Source organism: Alcanivorax sp., from assembly GCF_040119285.1.
Taxonomy (GTDB): domain Bacteria; phylum Pseudomonadota; class Gammaproteobacteria; order Pseudomonadales; family Alcanivoracaceae; genus Alcanivorax.
Genome location: NZ_JBEDTY010000007.1, coordinates 51,558 through 67,342, shown reverse-complemented (window position 1 = coordinate 67,342; position 15,785 = coordinate 51,558). Strand labels below are relative to the sequence as shown.

General features: G+C 57.3%; 17 protein-coding genes. 5 read left to right on the top strand and 12 right to left on the bottom strand.

The genetic code is table 11. The annotated features are described in order from the left end of the window. Nucleotides 1-36 precede the first annotated feature (36 nt). Nucleotides 37-2,013 carry a hydantoinase/oxoprolinase family protein gene (locus tag ABNH10_RS03300; RefSeq protein WP_349384739.1) on the bottom strand — a complete coding sequence of 659 codons (1,977 nt, stop codon included), beginning with the start codon at nt 2,011-2,013 and terminating at the stop codon, nt 37-39. Nucleotides 2,014-2,164: 151 nt separating this feature from the next. Between ABNH10_RS03300 and mutM the strand changes: the two genes are divergently transcribed. Further along, the gene (gene mutM, locus ABNH10_RS03295) at nt 2,165-2,974 is read left to right on the top strand and encodes a bifunctional DNA-formamidopyrimidine glycosylase/DNA-(apurinic or apyrimidinic site) lyase (RefSeq protein ID WP_349384738.1); all 810 of its coding nucleotides are present in this window, start codon (nt 2,165-2,167) and stop codon (nt 2,972-2,974) included. A gap of 287 nt (nt 2,975-3,261) precedes the next feature. Continuing rightward, entirely contained in the window at nt 3,262-3,651 is a 390-nt protein-coding gene (locus ABNH10_RS03290) for a hypothetical protein (RefSeq protein WP_349384737.1), read from the top strand. Nucleotides 3,652-3,778: 127 nt separating this feature from the next. On the opposite strand, the gene ABNH10_RS03285 is transcribed toward ABNH10_RS03290, so the two are convergent. Continuing rightward, nucleotides 3,779-4,540, bottom strand: a complete 762-nt coding sequence (locus ABNH10_RS03285) for a TetR/AcrR family transcriptional regulator (RefSeq protein WP_349384736.1) — start codon at nt 4,538-4,540, stop codon at nt 3,779-3,781. A gap of 91 nt (nt 4,541-4,631) precedes the next feature. Further along, on the bottom strand, nt 4,632-5,783 hold the full coding sequence (gene hemW, locus ABNH10_RS03280) for a radical SAM family heme chaperone HemW (protein WP_502877110.1): 1,152 nt from the start codon (nt 5,781-5,783) through the stop codon (nt 4,632-4,634). Nucleotides 5,784-5,926: 143 nt separating this feature from the next. On the opposite strand from hemW, the gene ABNH10_RS03275 reads away from it, so the two are divergent. Continuing rightward, on the top strand, nt 5,927-6,376 hold the full coding sequence (locus ABNH10_RS03275) for a YaiI/YqxD family protein (protein ID WP_502877109.1): 450 nt from the start codon (nt 5,927-5,929) through the stop codon (nt 6,374-6,376). On the opposite strand, the gene ABNH10_RS03270 is transcribed toward ABNH10_RS03275, so the two are convergent. From ABNH10_RS03270 to metX, 4 genes are all read right to left on the bottom strand, one after another. Further along, nucleotides 6,367-7,002: a hypothetical protein gene (locus ABNH10_RS03270; RefSeq protein WP_349384734.1), complete on the bottom strand. Its 636-nt coding sequence runs from the start codon at nt 7,000-7,002 to the stop codon at nt 6,367-6,369. The two genes, ABNH10_RS03275 and ABNH10_RS03270, sit on opposite strands and share 10 nt — an antisense overlap. 140 nt (nt 7,003-7,142) lie before the next feature. Then, nucleotides 7,143-7,733, bottom strand: a complete 591-nt coding sequence (rdgB, locus tag ABNH10_RS03265; protein ID WP_349384733.1) for an RdgB/HAM1 family non-canonical purine NTP pyrophosphatase — start codon at nt 7,731-7,733, stop codon at nt 7,143-7,145. Nucleotides 7,734-7,890: 157 nt separating this feature from the next. Then, nucleotides 7,891-8,481: a methionine biosynthesis protein MetW gene (gene metW / locus ABNH10_RS03260; protein ID WP_349384732.1), complete on the bottom strand. Its 591-nt coding sequence runs from the start codon at nt 8,479-8,481 to the stop codon at nt 7,891-7,893. Further along, a complete protein-coding gene (gene metX, locus ABNH10_RS03255) occupies nt 8,474-9,676 on the bottom strand; it encodes a homoserine O-succinyltransferase MetX (RefSeq protein ID WP_349384731.1) in 1,203 nt (400 codons plus the stop codon). The genes metW and metX overlap by 8 nt, the downstream gene beginning before the upstream one ends. A 359-nt stretch (nt 9,677-10,035) precedes the next feature. Here metX and ABNH10_RS03250 point away from each other — a divergent pair, with 359 nt between their 5' ends. After that, a complete protein-coding gene (locus tag ABNH10_RS03250; protein WP_349384730.1) occupies nt 10,036-11,337 on the top strand; it encodes an MFS transporter in 1,302 nt (433 codons plus the stop codon). An 88-nt stretch (nt 11,338-11,425) separates the two neighbouring features. Continuing rightward, a complete protein-coding gene (locus ABNH10_RS03245; protein WP_349384729.1) occupies nt 11,426-12,043 on the top strand; it encodes an outer membrane beta-barrel protein in 618 nt (205 codons plus the stop codon). Between the two features lie 71 nt (nt 12,044-12,114). On the opposite strand, the gene trmB is transcribed toward ABNH10_RS03245, so the two are convergent. The 5 genes from trmB to rpoH all read right to left on the bottom strand — a co-directional run bounded on the left by trmB (nt 12,115) and on the right by rpoH (nt 15,570). After that, nucleotides 12,115-12,834, bottom strand: a complete 720-nt coding sequence (trmB, locus tag ABNH10_RS03240; protein ID WP_349384728.1) for a tRNA (guanosine(46)-N7)-methyltransferase TrmB — start codon at nt 12,832-12,834, stop codon at nt 12,115-12,117. Nucleotides 12,835-13,081: 247 nt separating this feature from the next. Continuing rightward, nucleotides 13,082-13,861 (bottom strand): thiazole synthase, encoded by a 780-nt coding sequence (locus ABNH10_RS03235; RefSeq protein ID WP_349384727.1) that lies wholly within the window; start codon nt 13,859-13,861, stop codon nt 13,082-13,084. 128 nt (nt 13,862-13,989) lie between these two features. Beyond that, nucleotides 13,990-14,187: a sulfur carrier protein ThiS gene (gene thiS / locus ABNH10_RS03230; RefSeq protein ID WP_349384726.1), complete on the bottom strand. Its 198-nt coding sequence runs from the start codon at nt 14,185-14,187 to the stop codon at nt 13,990-13,992. 8 nt (nt 14,188-14,195) lie between these two features. Continuing rightward, nucleotides 14,196-14,564: a DUF423 domain-containing protein gene (locus tag ABNH10_RS03225; protein WP_349384725.1), complete on the bottom strand. Its 369-nt coding sequence runs from the start codon at nt 14,562-14,564 to the stop codon at nt 14,196-14,198. A gap of 136 nt (nt 14,565-14,700) precedes the next feature. Then, entirely contained in the window at nt 14,701-15,570 is an 870-nt protein-coding gene (gene rpoH, locus ABNH10_RS03220; protein WP_502877108.1) for an RNA polymerase sigma factor RpoH, read from the bottom strand. Between the last annotated feature and the right edge of the window lie 215 nt (nt 15,571-15,785).

Below are 15,785 nucleotides of genomic sequence, written 5' to 3'. Positions count from 1 at the left end.
CAAAGGGGGCGATGGGCGGATGGGTGGGCGGCCGCGTTAGGCGTTGCGCTGTAACAACAGATGCCCTTGCGGGTTAACCGTCGCGGTCCAGTCCGTTTCCAGCCAGGTGGTGCCCACTGCTTCGTAGATCAGGGCCGGGCCGGTGAGGCGTTGACCTACGCCCAGTGTTTCGCGCTTGAATACGGCCACCGCGGTGCGGATACCCGGCAGCGTCGCTTGGCGTTCGGGGTTGGCGGTTTGGGTGGGGCCGTCGGGAGGCGTGGGCGGGGTAGCCAAAGCCTGGCTTTGAATACGCAGGTTAACCTGCTGTACCGGTAGCCCTAACCGGTGGCCAAAACGTTGCTGGTGAGCCGCATGGAAGCGGCTTACCCGGTCTGCCGGTTCTTCGTGCCAATCAATTTGCAGCACTGAGGACTGGCCTTGATAGCACATATCTACAAATACCCGGTGCTGGATGCGGTCTGCGCTAACGCCTTCCTCGACAAGTTCATTTGAGCCTTGCTGTTGCAGCTGGACGATGAGGGCACGCAGGGAGTCTTCGTCGGCGGATTCTGGTAGCGCCTGCAATATTTCCCGTTTTCGGGGGGCATATACCAGCCCTTCGGCGGACAGCACGCCGGCCCGCTGCGGGACAATGGCCCGTGGCATGCCCAGGTTGTCGGCCAGCGCACAGACGTGCAGCCCGCCGGCGCCGCCAAAGCTCATCAGCGAGAAGTCAGCGGGATCGAAGCCCTTCTGGATGGAGATCACCCGCAGGGCTTGGGTCATGTGTTCGTTGGCTAGCGCCAGTACTCCTTCAGCGGTTTGCTGACGTGTCAGGTTGAGGGCTACGGCTAACCGGTCCATGGCCTGCTCAGCGCAAGCCACATCCAGCGTTAGTGAGCCTCCGAGGGCGAAGTCTGGTTGCAGCCGGCCCAGAACCACATTGGCATCGGTTACTGTGACGCGTTGGCCACCGTTGCCGTAGCACGCGGGGCCGGGATCGGCGCCGGCTGAGTGTGGCCCCACGTGCAGTAGCCCAGCCTCATCCACATAGGCTAGCGAGCCACCTCCGGCACCGATGGTGTGCATGTCTACCATGGGCACGGCCACGGGATAAGGGCCGATGCGGCCCTGCTGGGTCAGGCGGATATCCCCGTCGAGCAAGGCAACATCAGTGGAGGTGCCGCCCATGTCGAAAGTCATCAAGTGAGGCTGCTGCAGTTGTTGCCCTAGCCGCTGAGCGGCGGCCAGCCCACCGGCGGGCCCAGACAACAGGAGATTGACGGCTTGGTTCGCGGCTTGCTGGGAAGCAATGGTGCCACCGTGGGATTGCATGATGGCCAATGGAGCGGGGCTGGTGGCCTGCTGCAGGCGTTGCAGGTAATCCGCCACTCGCGGCGCGAGCCAAGCATTTAGCCAGGTGGCCATGCCCCGTTCGTATTCGCCTCGAGTAGGCAAGATTTGGTGCGAGGGGCTCACTGCAAAGCCGGCACTGAGCAGAGCCTGGCTGAGCCGCTGTTCGTGCTCCGGGTTCAGGTAGCTGAACAGCAGGCATAGGGCGATGGATTCCGGAGCGATTTCACGGACCGCCGCTAGTATGGTGGCAATATCGTTATCGGTGAGCGCGGTAACGGTGTTACCCGCAGCATCGAGCCGGGCCGGGCAGCCCAGGGTGGGCACCTGGCTCACCGCCGAGGCGTTACTCGCCGGGGTAAGATTATAGAGCTCTGGACGGTTCTGGCGGCCAATGCGGAGGATGTCCTCCAGCCCGTTATTGGTAATCAATAAGGTGCGAGCGCCCTTGCCTTCGAGGGCGGCGTTGGTGGCCACGGTGGTGCCGTGCACAATGGCCAGTTGCCCACTGGCCATTGCATCACTCAGGCCCAGCTCCTGAATGCCTTGCAGGATGGCTTGTTCCGGGGACGCGGGCGTGGACAGCACCTTGTGGATGCGTGGTTCGCCATCGCCTAGCAGAACAAAGTCAGTAAAGGTGCCGCCGGTATCGACGCCGAGCCAGTAAGAGACGGACATAGTAGTGGGCCGTTATCTGTTGAACGGTGACAGCGAAAGACAAAAAAACCGGCAGCAAGGTAACATAGCTGGCGCCAGCGCGCTCTTCGCGGCCGCGCAATGAGTTTTTAGCTGTTCAATTGTCTATTATCAATCACGAACTGACTTTCCTATGCCTGAATTACCTGAAGTGGAAACCACCCTGCGTGGCATCCGCCCGCATTTACAGGGGCGGATTTTGAAATCGGTAACGGTGCGTGAACCGCGGTTGCGCTGGCCGGTGAGTGAGGCGATTTATGCGCTGCGTGACTGCCCGGTGATGGCGTTGCGTCGGCGGGCCAAATATCTGCTGATTGAGCTGGAGCATGGGCAGCTGCTAATTCATCTGGGGATGTCCGGCACTTTGCGGGTGGTGGATATGGACCTGCCATTACGCAAGCACGACCATGTGGATTTGTTGCTGGATAGCGGCAAGGTGCTGCGTTTTAACGACCCGCGCCGCTTTGGCTCTGTGTTGTTCCAGGGCGGTGACCAGCCGCACAGCCTGCTGCAGTCGCTGGGGCCGGAACCGCTCAGCGATAGTTTTAATGGCCAGTGGTTGTTTGCTCGCTCTCGTGGCCGAAAGGTGGCAGTGAAAAGCTTTATTATGGATAACGCCACGGTGGTGGGAGTGGGCAATATTTACGCTCAGGAAAGCCTCTTTATGGCGGGTATCCACCCATCCCGGGCGGCGGGCCGTATTTCCCTGGCGCGTTATCAGGCACTGGCAGAAGCGATTAAGCGGGTGCTGGCCCGGGCGATTGAGGCGGGCGGCACCACGCTGAAGGATTTCACCCGGGCGGATGGTCAGCCAGGGTATTTTTCTCAGTCTCTCAATGTGTATGGTCGCGCGGGCCAGCCTTGCGTGCAATGCGACACCATATTGAAGGCGGATCGTCATGGCCAACGGAGCACGGCTTATTGCCCACAATGCCAGCGGTGAAGTGGAAGGAAATCGATCGCCGGGGGTAAGCCAGAAAGCGGGGTGGACGGGGAGCTGACCTTGCGTCGGAATTGATCAGTCTTTGCGCTCTTGTACTATTGATGGCCTAAGAACAAAGGTGTAGATTGTGATGCAATTGTCGGAATATTAACGACTTAGCTGAGACAATGTCAGCGATACTTTAACCTGAAACGGTGATGCCAGTGTGGCGGCGAAGGCTTGCGTTAGGCGTCGCGATGAAGCCAGGGTTTCAGGTTCAACTATAAAAAAACCAAGAGGGACTCACCATGAAGCGAGCAAAGCGCCGGGTAGTGGTATCCGTACTCGCCTCAACCATGCTGTTTGCTGCCATGGCGGCGCCCATCACGGCACAGGCGGCGGAATCCAACCTGGATCGGCCGGGGGAAATGGCAATGATCGGCGATGCGATTTTTGCGCGTCCGTTGCTGTTGGCTTCCACGGTGGTGGGCGCTGGCCTGTACGTGGTTACGCTGCCGTTCAGCCTGCTGGGGGGGAACCCGGGAGAGGCGGCGGAAGTGCTGGTGATGAACCCTGGCAAGAATACTTTCGTCCGCTGTTTGGGCTGTACACCGGCTCAGCACGAAAGCCTGAAAGCGGAAAAAGAGATGCAGAACAAAGCGAAGCAGGAGCAGGAAGCGGTGGCCAGCGCGGAGTAGTAGTTTGCTGCCCATCGCCGATGTTTGTATCGCGAAAGGCCCAGGCTAGCCTGTGGTAGCGTCTTAAAGCAAAAGTCCCGCAGCACGGGGCTTTTTTGTGGCTGATGGCTCTGTTATCGCTTGGGACTCAAGCGCTACCAAGGGTCAGGCTACTGCCTTTTTCCTTGCAGAAGTCAGCGAACAGGTAATCGCAGAGGTAAGCCACTTTGCTGTTTAATGCCGTGTCGTCAAAGGGGTGGTCTTCCAAGGGCTGCCACTGCATGGCACTGAGTTGCAGCTGGACGTTGCGCAATAGCAGGCGGTGAGGGTCTTTGAGGTCGTACATATCCAGAATGCCGTCGGCATGGATCAGTGTATGCATACCCATGGACATGGACCACTGGCCGATGCTGAACGTTAGCGGGTCCTGGCCGTGGTCTTCCAGTTCGTTACTGGCAATGGCGTCACGAACCACCTGCTCTACCATTCTGCCTATGGGTTGGGTGGCGGCCAGGAACTGCTCGCGGCGGCTAGGTGAGGATGCCAGCCAGACCACTTCCGTCATGATGTATTGCTCGAGCCGGAAATGTTCAGGGTAATGCTGGGCAAAGAGTGAGTAGGCTACGGCAAAGCCTAACATTTTATCGCGGTTAGTAAGGTCGGAATGGGCGACTTTCTCAAAGTATTCCCGTCGTGTGGTGGTCAGCTCGGTGCAGACGGCGATGAGCAGATCTTCCTTGGACGCGAAGTGATGGTAGAGCGTGCCGGTGGCAAAATTACAGCTGCGGGCAATGGCCGCCATCTGGACCCCCAGCAGGCCTTTATCGCACAGTTGTTGCCGAGTGGCTTCAATAAAGAGGAGCTCTCTTTCTGCCAGCGCTTGTTCGCGCCCGCTGCGTGGTTTTGTCATAGTCATTATCTTGTGTGATTCCGCCATTCAGTTTGAATAGCCTTGCTATCGGGTTCAAGCGCTTTTCTCAGCGTACAGACAAGCGCGCTGTTTATAAAAGCACAGCGGCTAGCTTTTCCAGCAAGCCGTTTAGATGGCGCAAGCCATTATCGGTACAGGCCAGCCGTTGGTCTGTGACCGCCAACAGCCCCTGCTGTTCGAATGGCGCCAATAGATGCCGCCACTGTGCAACCGGCTTTCCGGTCGTTTCTTCCAGTGTTTGCCAGCAGAGGCCATCGGTTAAACGCAGGCCATTAAGTAGGGCTTCAAACAGACGGTCTTCGCGGGCAATGGGCTGGTGCTGGCGGCGAGCATGGGCCGCGTCTGCCAAGTAGTCTTCGGGTTTTCGGGTTTTCTGGTAGCGGTGCACACTACCCTGGGAGGCATCAGTGATTTTGCCGTGGGCGCCGGCCCCGATGCCGAGATAGTCACCGAACTGCCAGTAATTGAGGTTATGTCGGCAGGGACGCCCAGATTGCGCGAAGGCGGAAATTTCATAACGCAGGTAGCCGTGCTCAGCCAGTAAGGCGAAGCCGGCCTGCTCAGTGTCAGCCATGGCGTCGCTGTCTGGTTGAACCGGTGGTGAGCGGTAGAAAACGGTGTTGGGTTCGATGGTGAGTTCGTACCAGCTCAGGTGAGTGGGCTGCAGTGCGATGGCCTGGTGTAGATCGTCCAGAGCCTGTGCATGGGTTTGGCCGGGCAAGGCATGCATGATATCCAGATTGAAATTGTCGAAGCCGGCAGCGCGCGCTTGGTGAGCGGCGTTAATGACGGCGCTGGCATTGTGAATGCGCCCCAGTGCTTGCAAGTGGGCATTGTTGAAGCTCTGGGCGCCGATGGATAGGCGGTTGATGCCTGCCTCGCGAAAGCCCTGGAAGCGACCATTTTCAACGGTGCCAGGGTTGGCCTCTAGGGTGATTTCCGCGTTTGGGTGCAAGGCCAGCCTTTGCCGAATGCCGTGAAAAAGCTGCTGGTAAAAATCGGCGGATAGAAGGCTGGGTGTGCCCCCGCCGATGAACACGGTTTCTACCGCGCGCTCGCCGATCAGGGGCAGGTCCTGCTCCAGGTCGGTGAGCAGGGCTCGCAGGTAGGCTGCCTCTGGAATCTCGCCGCGCTCATGGGAGTTAAAGTCGCAATAGGGGCATTTGCGTACACACCAGGGGGTGTGGATGTAGAGAGAGAGGGGCGGGTTCTTGAGGGCCATAAAAGAGGGGCAGGCAGAGAATGAGTGGGCCATGTTAGCAATTAAATGGATAATGGCGCGCGGCTAACGTGATAACGACACGGGGGTATCGTATTCGTGGTGTTAAGCATGCTCCATTTTCCAGTGATCAATGGGATTCTATTGTGCATATTTGGGTCGATGCAGACGCTTGTCCACGCCCGGTAAAAGAGGTGTTATTCCGCGCTGCACAACGGGCGCAAATTGCCTGCACGCTGGTGGCAAACCAGCATATAGCGGTGCCGCGTACGCCGTTAATTTGCTCTATTCAGGTAGGGCAGGGTTTTGATGTGGCGGATAACGAAATTGTGCAGCGCTGTGAGCCGGGAGATCTGGTGGTCACGCAGGATATTCCACTGGCGGCTGAAGTTGTGGAAAAGGGTGCAGAGGCGGTAACGCCCCATGGTCACTGGCTGGACAAGGATACCGTGCGCGAACGCCTGAACATGCGTGATTTCATGGAGGAGATGCGTTCGGCGGGGATGCAGACCGGTGGGCCGGCCAGTTATTCCAACCAGGACAAGGGGCGTTTTGCCAATGCGCTGGACCGTTGGCTGGCACGGGCTCAGAAGTAACCCATTATCCCTACCTGCCCCCAGCTGAGATCCCCGCCGCCGTCGCGGCGTACGTCTTCGCCAGCCCAGCTGTGCTGCCAGCCGGCCCAAAGGTCAACGGCCCGATGACAGTGCCAGCTGAGCATCACCCCCACTTCCCGGTGATTGGGGCCATCGTAGTGCTCACTGGCGTAGCCCTGATCATAGGCTTGCGTGAGCCGTAGTTGTGCGATGCCCGTTGACCAGAGCTGCTGTTCACCAACCAGGGACAAGGCGTAGAAGGCACCGTTCGCCTGCTTGCTCCAGGTGCCATCGGCGCGCAGGGCCAGCCAAGGCTGTAGATGGGTGGCAATCCCGAAACCGGTTTCCACGTCGTCAGCCATGTCCAGCGCAGGATCATTAGCGTAAAACTGCAGGTAGGTTACGTTCAGGTAAGGTTCCCAGCGGCCCATGGGCGGGGCGTATTCCGCAAACAGGTTGTTTTCCCGGTAGTCGCTGTCACCCGTCCCCCAGGCTTGCCAGACCCCTAAAGCGGCGTCCGCTTTTGTCAGGTCGCCGCCCAAGCTGTGCAGGCTGTGGCCATCAAGATTGTCACGCCCTTCGCTGACATAGCGGCTGTGCCATTGCGTTTGCAGACTGCCGTGCACTGCCTTCGCTGGGGATGGCAGGCAGCAGCAGTGCGATGCCAAGCAAGGGGAATGGGACGCGAGATGTGGGCACCGATCTGGCTCCTTGCGGTCGGAAAGGCTCAACCCTATCAGAGAGAGGGGAAGAGGCAGTGAAGAGCTTACTCATTCAGTGCTTCAATCAAGCTGGCCATGGCCTTGCCCCGGTGGCTGATGGTGTTTTTCTCATCCGCGGGTAGTTGTGCGGCGGTGCAGCCTTTTTCTTCCACGAAAAAGTGTGGGTCATAGCCAAAGCCGTGATCACCTTGGGGCTCCAGCACAATGCGTCCGTTCCAGCTACCTTGGCAGATTAGTGGGGTGGCGTCGTCTTCGTGGCGCATCAGCACAAGCAGTGCCACGTAGCGGGCCTGGCGGGCGTCTTCTGGGATTTCCGCCAGCATTTCTACCAGCAGAGCATTGTTCTTGGCGTCAGTGGCACCGACCCCGGAAAAGCGCGCTGAAAAAATGCCAGGGCTACCGTTCAGGGCGCTGACCTCCAGTCCGGAATCATCGGCGATGGCGGGTAGCCCGGTGTGCTTGCAGGCATTGCGAGCTTTGATAATGGCGTTTTCCACAAAGGTACTGCCGGTTTCATCGGCTTCCGGTACGCAAAATTCACTCTGGGCAACGACTTCAATGTTGAGTGGCGCCAATAGGCGCTGCATTTCAGCGAGTTTTTTTGCGTTGCCGGAGGCGAGAACGAGTTTTTCCATTGGGGGGTCCTGACGTCGGTTAGGTGCGTGCTACAAGCGGCAATATGAGAAGCGTTGTATTAAACGCTTCAACTCTTCGTCACGCCGGCGAGTAGCAAAAAACAAATATTCTGAAGGTTACGAGAACCCGACTTTTCCCCGTCCAGCGTGTATCGCTTTATCCCTTCACCCGGTAAATGGCGATTTCGCCGAACAGGTTGGGCCACCATTTGCTGAGCACGCTGGTGCGGTGATTACGGTTAATGACCTGGCGTTCAAGGATCCGAATGCCTTGTTTTCGGCAGTGGGTTTCAAAATCCTGCACGGTGCACAGGTGGATGTTCGGGGTGTTGTACCACTCGTGGGGCAGCGCGGATGATACGGGCATACGCCCTTTCAGGCCCAGGTAAGCGCGGACCTTCCAGTGGCCGAAGTTGGGGAAGGTGATAATGGCTTCGCGGCCAACGCGGATCATTTCGTTGAGAATTTGGTCCGGGCGTAGAACCGCTTGCAACGCCTGGGTCATGATCACGTAATCGAAACGGTGATTCTGGAAGTTACCCAAGCCGCTGTCGAGATCCTGCTCTAGAACATTGACGCCCTTTTCAAAGCAGGCCGCCAAGTTGTCTTGGTTGATTTCCAGGCCGTAGCCGGCGGTTTTTTTGTGTGTTTTCAAATGCGCTAGCAGAGTGCCGTCGCCGCAGCCTAGATCCAACAGGGTGGCATTGCGGGGGATCCAGTCACTGATTAGTTGAAGGTCATCACGCATGGGGGCCGGCCTCCAGGTCTTGCGATGTATTCTCTGTCTCGTTGGCGACCCTGTGCATGTAGGCTCCGAACAGCTTTATGTACTCGGGAATATCCAGCAAAAAGGCGTCGTGGCCCTTGGGCGTATCGATCTCGGCGTAGCTCACATTGCGACCAGCGTGGACCAATCCGTTGACGATCTCTCGGCTGCGCTCTGGGGCAAAACGCCAGTCGGAGGTGAATGACATCACCAGAAAATTACAGGTGGGTCTGCCTAAAGCCTGCTCCAGCGAATGGTCAAATTCCCGAGCTGGATCGAAATAATCCAGTGCCTTGGTCATTAGCAAGTAGGTATTGGCGTCGAAGTTGCGAGAAAAGACTTCGCCCTGATGACGCAAATAGGATTCGACCTGGAATTCCACGTCGAAGCCGAAATGGAAGCGTCCGGCGCGCAGGTCGCGGCCGAACTTCATGCGCATGGCGTCGTCACTCAGATAAGTGATGTGGCCTACCATACGTGCCAGAATCAGCCCCTGGCGAGGGTAGGTGTCGTGAAGGTAATAACGCCCGCCGTAGAAATTCGGGTCGGTCAGAATGGATTGTCGCGCCACTTCATTGAAGGCAATGTTCTGGGCTGACAATTTTGGTGCGGCGGCGATCACCACCGCATGGCTAAGCCGCTCTGGGTAATCGATGGACCACTGCAGCGCCTGCATGCCGCCCATGCTGCCGCCAATCACTGCCGCCCAGCGTTGAATGCCTAGCACATCGGCGAGGCGAGCCTGACTGTTCACCCAGTCTTTCACCGTCATCATGGGAAAATCGGGGCCCCAGGGCTGGCCGCTTTCCGGGTTGATGGAGGCGGGGCCGGTGGAGCCGTGGCAACCGCCCAGGTTATTCAGGCTGACGACGAAGAAGCGGTTGGTATCGATGACCTTACCGGGGCCGATACAGGTATCCCACCAGCCCGGGCGTTTGTCGTCTGCTCGATGATAGCCTGCCGCGTGATGATGGCCGGACAAGGCGTGGCAGATCAGCACTGCGTTGGACGCCTCGCTGTTCAGGGTGCCATAGGTTTCGTAAATCAGGTCATAGGTGGGCAGCGTGCGCCCACACTCCAGCTCCAACGGGGTGTCGAAGTGATGCACCTGTGGCTCGACCAGCCCTACGGAGTCGGCGGCGGTGTGGGGCAAAGCGTCCGGATTCTGTGACGACATGATGGCTCGCTAGCAAGAGATGCCGCAAAGTCTAAAGCCCGCCCGGTGGACGCGCAATCAAAGCACGGCGGTTGTCATGGTATCCTGCTGATCAAACACACTATTTTGAGGTTAATCGCGGATTAAAGTGGAAAGAATTGTCGTGCCTGATTAATCGTACGGTTGCCGACAAAGGCGGCCCGGTGGGATGTCTGGTGGCGGGGGCTACCAGGCGATTTAACAACATCAAGCGCCGGACTTCGGTGCTGTGCATTCAGTACGATGCGTTCTGTGGAAAAGGCCTTTCGGTCATGTCATTCCTTCCGCCCCGCAATGAACGTTTTAGATCAATTCACTGAAAAGAGGGGGAAGGGCGCCGTATGGCTAAGGGATCGTTAGCGGACAGGCTGTATGAAAAAGTAGCGAATGATGAAGATGCTCGCACCTGCAGTGATATCAGCGAGGACGCCTGCCGGGAGGTGCCGGGCAATTTCTTTCGCATTATCTTCGCCAATACGCTGACCAAGGTCGGCGACTTGCTGATCAATCCGAAAACCGTGTTGGCCTGGTTGATCAGCGCTGTCGGAGCGCCGGGAGCTCTGGCCGGGTTGCTGGTGCCTATCCGTGAGTCTGGCTCGCTGATTCCCCAGTTATTGATAGGGGCGTTGGTGCGTCGCTATCCGGTACGCAAAGGGTTTTGGGTGTTGGGTGCGGCACTGCAGGGGTTGTCCGTGTTGGCGATGGCGCTGGTGGTCTGGTTGCTGGAAGGCTTGGCTGCTGGGTTGGGCATTGTGGGGCTGCTGGTCGTCTTTAGTGTCAGCCGGGGGTTCTGTTCCGTGGCCATGAAGGACGTGCAGGGCAAGTGTGTTCCGAAATCTCGCCGTGGCCGGCTTACTGGGCTGTCGGCCACCCTCTCTGGGGCGCTTACCTTTGCGTTGACGCTGCTGGTGTTCAGCAACGATAGCGACCCATCCATGCTGTTTTACACTGCGCTGCTGGCTGGAGCAGGTATGGCCTGGTTGGCAGCGGCGCTAGTGTTCCTGCGTGTGGATGAATACCCCGGTGCCAACGAGGGTGGCAGCAATGCTCTGCGGGAGGCGTGGAGCAGTTTGTCATTGTTGAAAACCGATGTGCCGTTTCGGCGTTTCGTGGTGACCCGTGCGTTGCTGATGGCGTCTTCTCTGGCGTCGCCGTTTCTGGTGTTGTTGGCAAAGGAGCAGTCTAGCTTGGGCTTGCTGTTGGGTAGCTTCGTGCTGGCTTCGAGCCTAGCCAGTGCGGTGAGTGCCACGGTGTGGGGCTATATGGCAGATAGCTCCAGCCGAACGGTGATGATTCGTGGAGGGGCGCTTGCGGCACTGGTTTGCATGGTCGCGGGCGGCGTGTCGGTGTCCGGAGTCGAGGTGGACGGTGTGCACTGGTTGTATCCAGTCGCGTTCTTTGTTCTGGCCATCGCTCACGCTGGCGTGCGCATCGGCCGCAAGACTTACATGGTGGACATGGCGGGGGGGACCAAGCGTACGGATTACACTGCGGTGAGCAATACTGTGATTGGCATTCTGTTGCTGGTGGTTGGTGGTATCAGCGCGGCAGTGGCCCTGCTGGGAAATGATTGGGCCTTGTTAGTGTTGGGTGGAATGGGGGCGACGGGGGTGATTTCAGGCGCTTTGCTTAAGGATGTGTAAGCAATCTCTTAAAGTTTAGTCAGCATTTTTACTCCTAGGAAAAAATAACTAGGATCGAGATCCATTTATCCATTGGGGGAACATGTAAATGAAAAAATGTTTAGCGGTTATGGCGTTGGGTTTGCTGGCGAGTTCGGCGTGGGGGGAGGCTAAACCGGCGGGTTTCATGCTCGGTGCTGGCGTGTCGTTCGATACAAGTAATTTTGGAGATGAGATTGAAGATGAGCTGGACAGGACGGGTCCAGGTTACAGTGTTGACGACGACGGAGCAGCAACAGGGCAGGACATTTACCTGGGTTATGCCTTTGGCGGGGCGTCTTCATTGAGGCTGGGTTACAAATGGTTTGGTACTCAAGAAGGCGAGGTCCACCAGTATGGCGTCAAGACCGGTGAATACGAAGTCGATGCCGATGGTGTTTATGTGGCCGCAGATTTATTGTTTCCACTGAGCGAGACGTTTTTCCTGGGGGGTACTCTGGGTATCCAGAATTGGGATGGTGAGGTGACAGCAAGAAATCCGGTGTCTTCTACGAAGTCGTCATCGGATGGCCGGGATTTTTTCTATGGCGTGCGAGCCAAACTCCTTTTCAATGAAAAGCGAGGCGGTGTAGTGATTGGCTATAACCGGTATAGCTTTGAAGATGAGAGCGGTGATGACCTGGAGTACGATAGCTTGCAGATTGGCTTGGAAGGCTATTTCTACTAAGAGTAAATAAAGAAAAACCGCAGCCTTAGCTGCGGTTTTTTAGGCCCATGTTTAAGCTGAATGCGTTTGTGTTAAGCCCTTTTCTCGAATAATAAATCCCACACCCCATGGCCCAATTTTTCGCCGCGGCGTTCAAACTTGGTTTCCGGGCGCCAGCTGGGTCGGGGAGAAAATGCGCTTGGGCCTGCCAAGTTGCTAAACCCTGCGGCAGCATCCATCACTTCGATCATGTGCTCTGCATAATTTTCCCAGTCCGTGGCCATGTGCAGAATGCCTCCTGGCTGAAGTTTGCGCTGCACCAAAGCCACCCAAGCGGGCTGAACGATTCGGCGCTTGTGGTGCTTTTTTTTGTGCCAAGGATCGGGGAAATACAGTTGAACCCGCGCCAAGCTGTTGTCGGGGATGCACAGCTCAAGAATCTCTACCGCATCGTCACAGTAGCTGCGCAGGTTGCTTAGGCCCTGTTGCTCAATCTCCATGAGCAGGGCGCCTACGCCGGGGCGATGCACTTCAATACCGATAAAGTCCTTATCGGGATCGGCGGCAGCCATTTGCGTCAGCGATTGGCCCATGCCGTATCCGATTTCGAGAACCCGGGGGGCGTCGCGACCGAAAACGCTTTCGGGGTTGAGCAGGCCTTGGTCGCGTTCCAGCCCAAAGCGGGGCCACAGGGTGTCCAGAGCATTGCGTTGTCCGGCGGTCAGGCGGCCTTCGCGCAGCACAAAGCTGCGCACTTTACGCATGACTTTCCCCGTTTCCGGATCTTTATCGTGGTTGATGAAATCGAGCATGGTGCCGAGCTACCGTATGAGAAGCGAAAGTGATCAAGGGCGGATTATAACCCTCCATTGAAAAAAAGGGCGACAGAGGGGCTACAGGGTGTAGCCTTCACGCGTTCTTGATCGGTGATCAGTAAAGATAACGCTATATTGTCAGTGCAGCCCTACCCTGAAGTGCATAACCATCAATGGTTCAACACTTCCCCCTTGGCGCCAACTCCCCCCAGAGTGGCGCCGTTTTTTTGCCTATAGAAAAGGCTCAGCGGCTGAGGCCATCCAGTGGCGAGGAGGCAGAGGCGTAGGCTTTGCGAGGCATGCGCCCGGCCAGAAAAGCTTCGCGGCCAGCTTCAATGGCTTTCTTCATGGCGGAGGCCATCAGGACCGGCTTTTGTGCATGGGCCACGGCAGAGTTGAGTAGCACGCCATCGCAACCCATTTCCATGGCCAGCGCCGCATCGGAAGCGGTGCCGACACCGGCATCGACAATGATGGGCACGTTGGCTTCTTCCATGATGAGCCTGATGTTGTGAGGGTTAAGGATGCCCAGCCCGGAGCCGATTAATGAGCCCAGCGGCATGACTGCCACACACCCCATATCTTCCAGCTCTTTCGCCACGATGGGGTCGTCGTTGGTGTAGACCATGACGTTGAAGCCGTCGTCGATCAGTTCGCGGGCGGCGTGCAAGGTATGGGAGATGTTGGGGTATAGGGTTTTTTGGTCGCCGAGCACCTCTAATTTCACCAAGTCGTGACCATCCAGCAGTTCCCGAGCCAGCTTGCAGCAACGCACTGCCTCCTCGGCGGAGAAGCAGCCGGCGGTATTAGGCAGAATGGTGTATTTGTCGGGGTTGACGAAATCGAGCAGATTGGGTTCGTCTGCGTTCTGGCCAATATTGGTGCGACGAATGGCGACGGTAACAATTTCCGCACCGCTGACTTCGATGGATTCACGGGTTTCGTCAAAATCCTTGTACTTGCCGGTGCCGATCAGCAGGCGGGAGGAGTAGGTTTTTCCGGCAATGGTAAGCAGATCGGACATGGGGACCTCTTGGGGTATTGGTGTCTTCTATCAGGTTTTTCCGGCAGCCCTGGAGCCTGCACAGGCACTCAAAGGGCCGCCTGGACTGATTGGCTAAGTGATGCCTGCAGCGCAAATATTCTGTGGGGTTATCCGCCGCCGATGGCGTGGACGATTTCCACCACGTCACCCTCGCTCAGGACGAAACCGCTGTGCTGGCTTTTAGGGATGATTTCCCGGTTCACTTCCACGGCCAGTCGGCGGCCAGCCAATTCCAGTTGGTTCACCAAATCAGCAATGGAATTGCCATTTAGTGTGAGGGTATCGCCATTTACTGTGAGCTTCATGATCTTTATCAAACGTGTTTGAAAAGGGACCAGGCGAGCATTAGCCAGCCAATGATTAAGGCCGTGCCGCCTAATGGGGTAATGGCGCCAAGCCATTGTTGTCCGCTTAGCACCAGCGCATACAGGCTACCACTGAATACCAGCATACCGGCAAATAGCACCCAACCGGCGGTGACCATGCTGGGTGCACCAAATGCCTTGACGAGCAGGCCGGTCAATAGCAAGGCCAGGGCATGATAAAAATGGTATTCGCTGGCGGTAGCCCAAGTGGCCAGCATGGAATCGTCCACGCGGGATTTCAGCCCATGGGCCCCGAAGGCGCCGAGCATGACGGCAAGGGCGCTGTTGAGCGCGCCAAGGACAAGCAGAGTTTTCATTCGGCGCTCCACAGTGGTTGCCGGGGACATTGTCGCGCAATGCCTTTGCCCTCCATCGACTGGACGGTGCAGGGCCCTGCAAAAAAGCCCCTCGCGAGGGGCTTTCCGTATTGCGTGTTGGGTGCCGCCCCTCGTATTACGCTGCGATGGCGTTACGCAGCTTTTTAATGGCGTTGTTTTCCAGCTGACGAATCCGCTCGGCGGAAACACTGTACTCATTGGCCAGCTCTTGCAACGTGGATTTCTGGTCGGCCAGCCAGCGGCGCTCCAGAATGTCGCGGCTACGTTCATCCAGCGCCATTAGAGCCGAGCTCAACTGGCGGCTCTCCCGTTGTTGTTGATCCTGTTCGGCGAGCAAGTCGGCAGGGTCGCTGTTATCGCTGTGCAGATAAGCAGCGGGAGACACCACGGTGCTGTCATCATCATCATTGGTGGGGCCGTCGAAACTGGCATCGTAAGCGCCCAAACGCCCTTCCATTTCTTTGACCTGTGCGGCAGTAACGCCCAAATCATCGGCCACGCGCTGGGCTTCTTCCAGCGTCAGGCGGCCCAGGCGTTTTTTCTGGCCGCGCAGGTTAAAGAACAACTTGCGCTGAGCCTTGGTGGTCGCCACTTTCACGATGCGCCAGTTCTTGATCACGTATTCGTGAATTTCTGCTTTGATCCAATGCACGGCAAAGCTCACCAAGCGTACGCCCTTGGTGGGGTCAAAGCGTTTTACAGCTTTCATCAGGCCTACGTTGCCTTCCTGGACCAAGTCACCCAGTGGCAGGCCATAACCGGTGTAGCTACGGGCAATGTGTGCCACAAAGCGCAGGTGAGACAGAACCAGGCTACGCGCGGCATCAAGGTCCTGATCGTAATACAGGCGTTCGCCCAGGCGTTGCTCTTCGTCTGCGCTGAGTACCGGCACGGCGTTAACGGCTCGCATGTAGGCGTCCAAGTCATGACCCGGTACGGCTAGTGTGAGCGCCTGTGCTTGAGTAGTTGGGTTGGTCATGCGCATTGTCTCCTTGTGAAGACTCTCTATGTATCAATCGAAGGCTGATATTAGCACTCGAATTAGTAGAGTGCTAATAGACAAAAAAGTTCCTTTTCATCGAGATTGTCGATGGATTCCAGCATAGAAACAAAGTGTGAATTACTGGTGAACATGGGGGTTAGAGGGGGAAGTGGTTGAGAGGTTCCTTGGATGGCGCTTTCGCATTGTGTGTTCCTTTG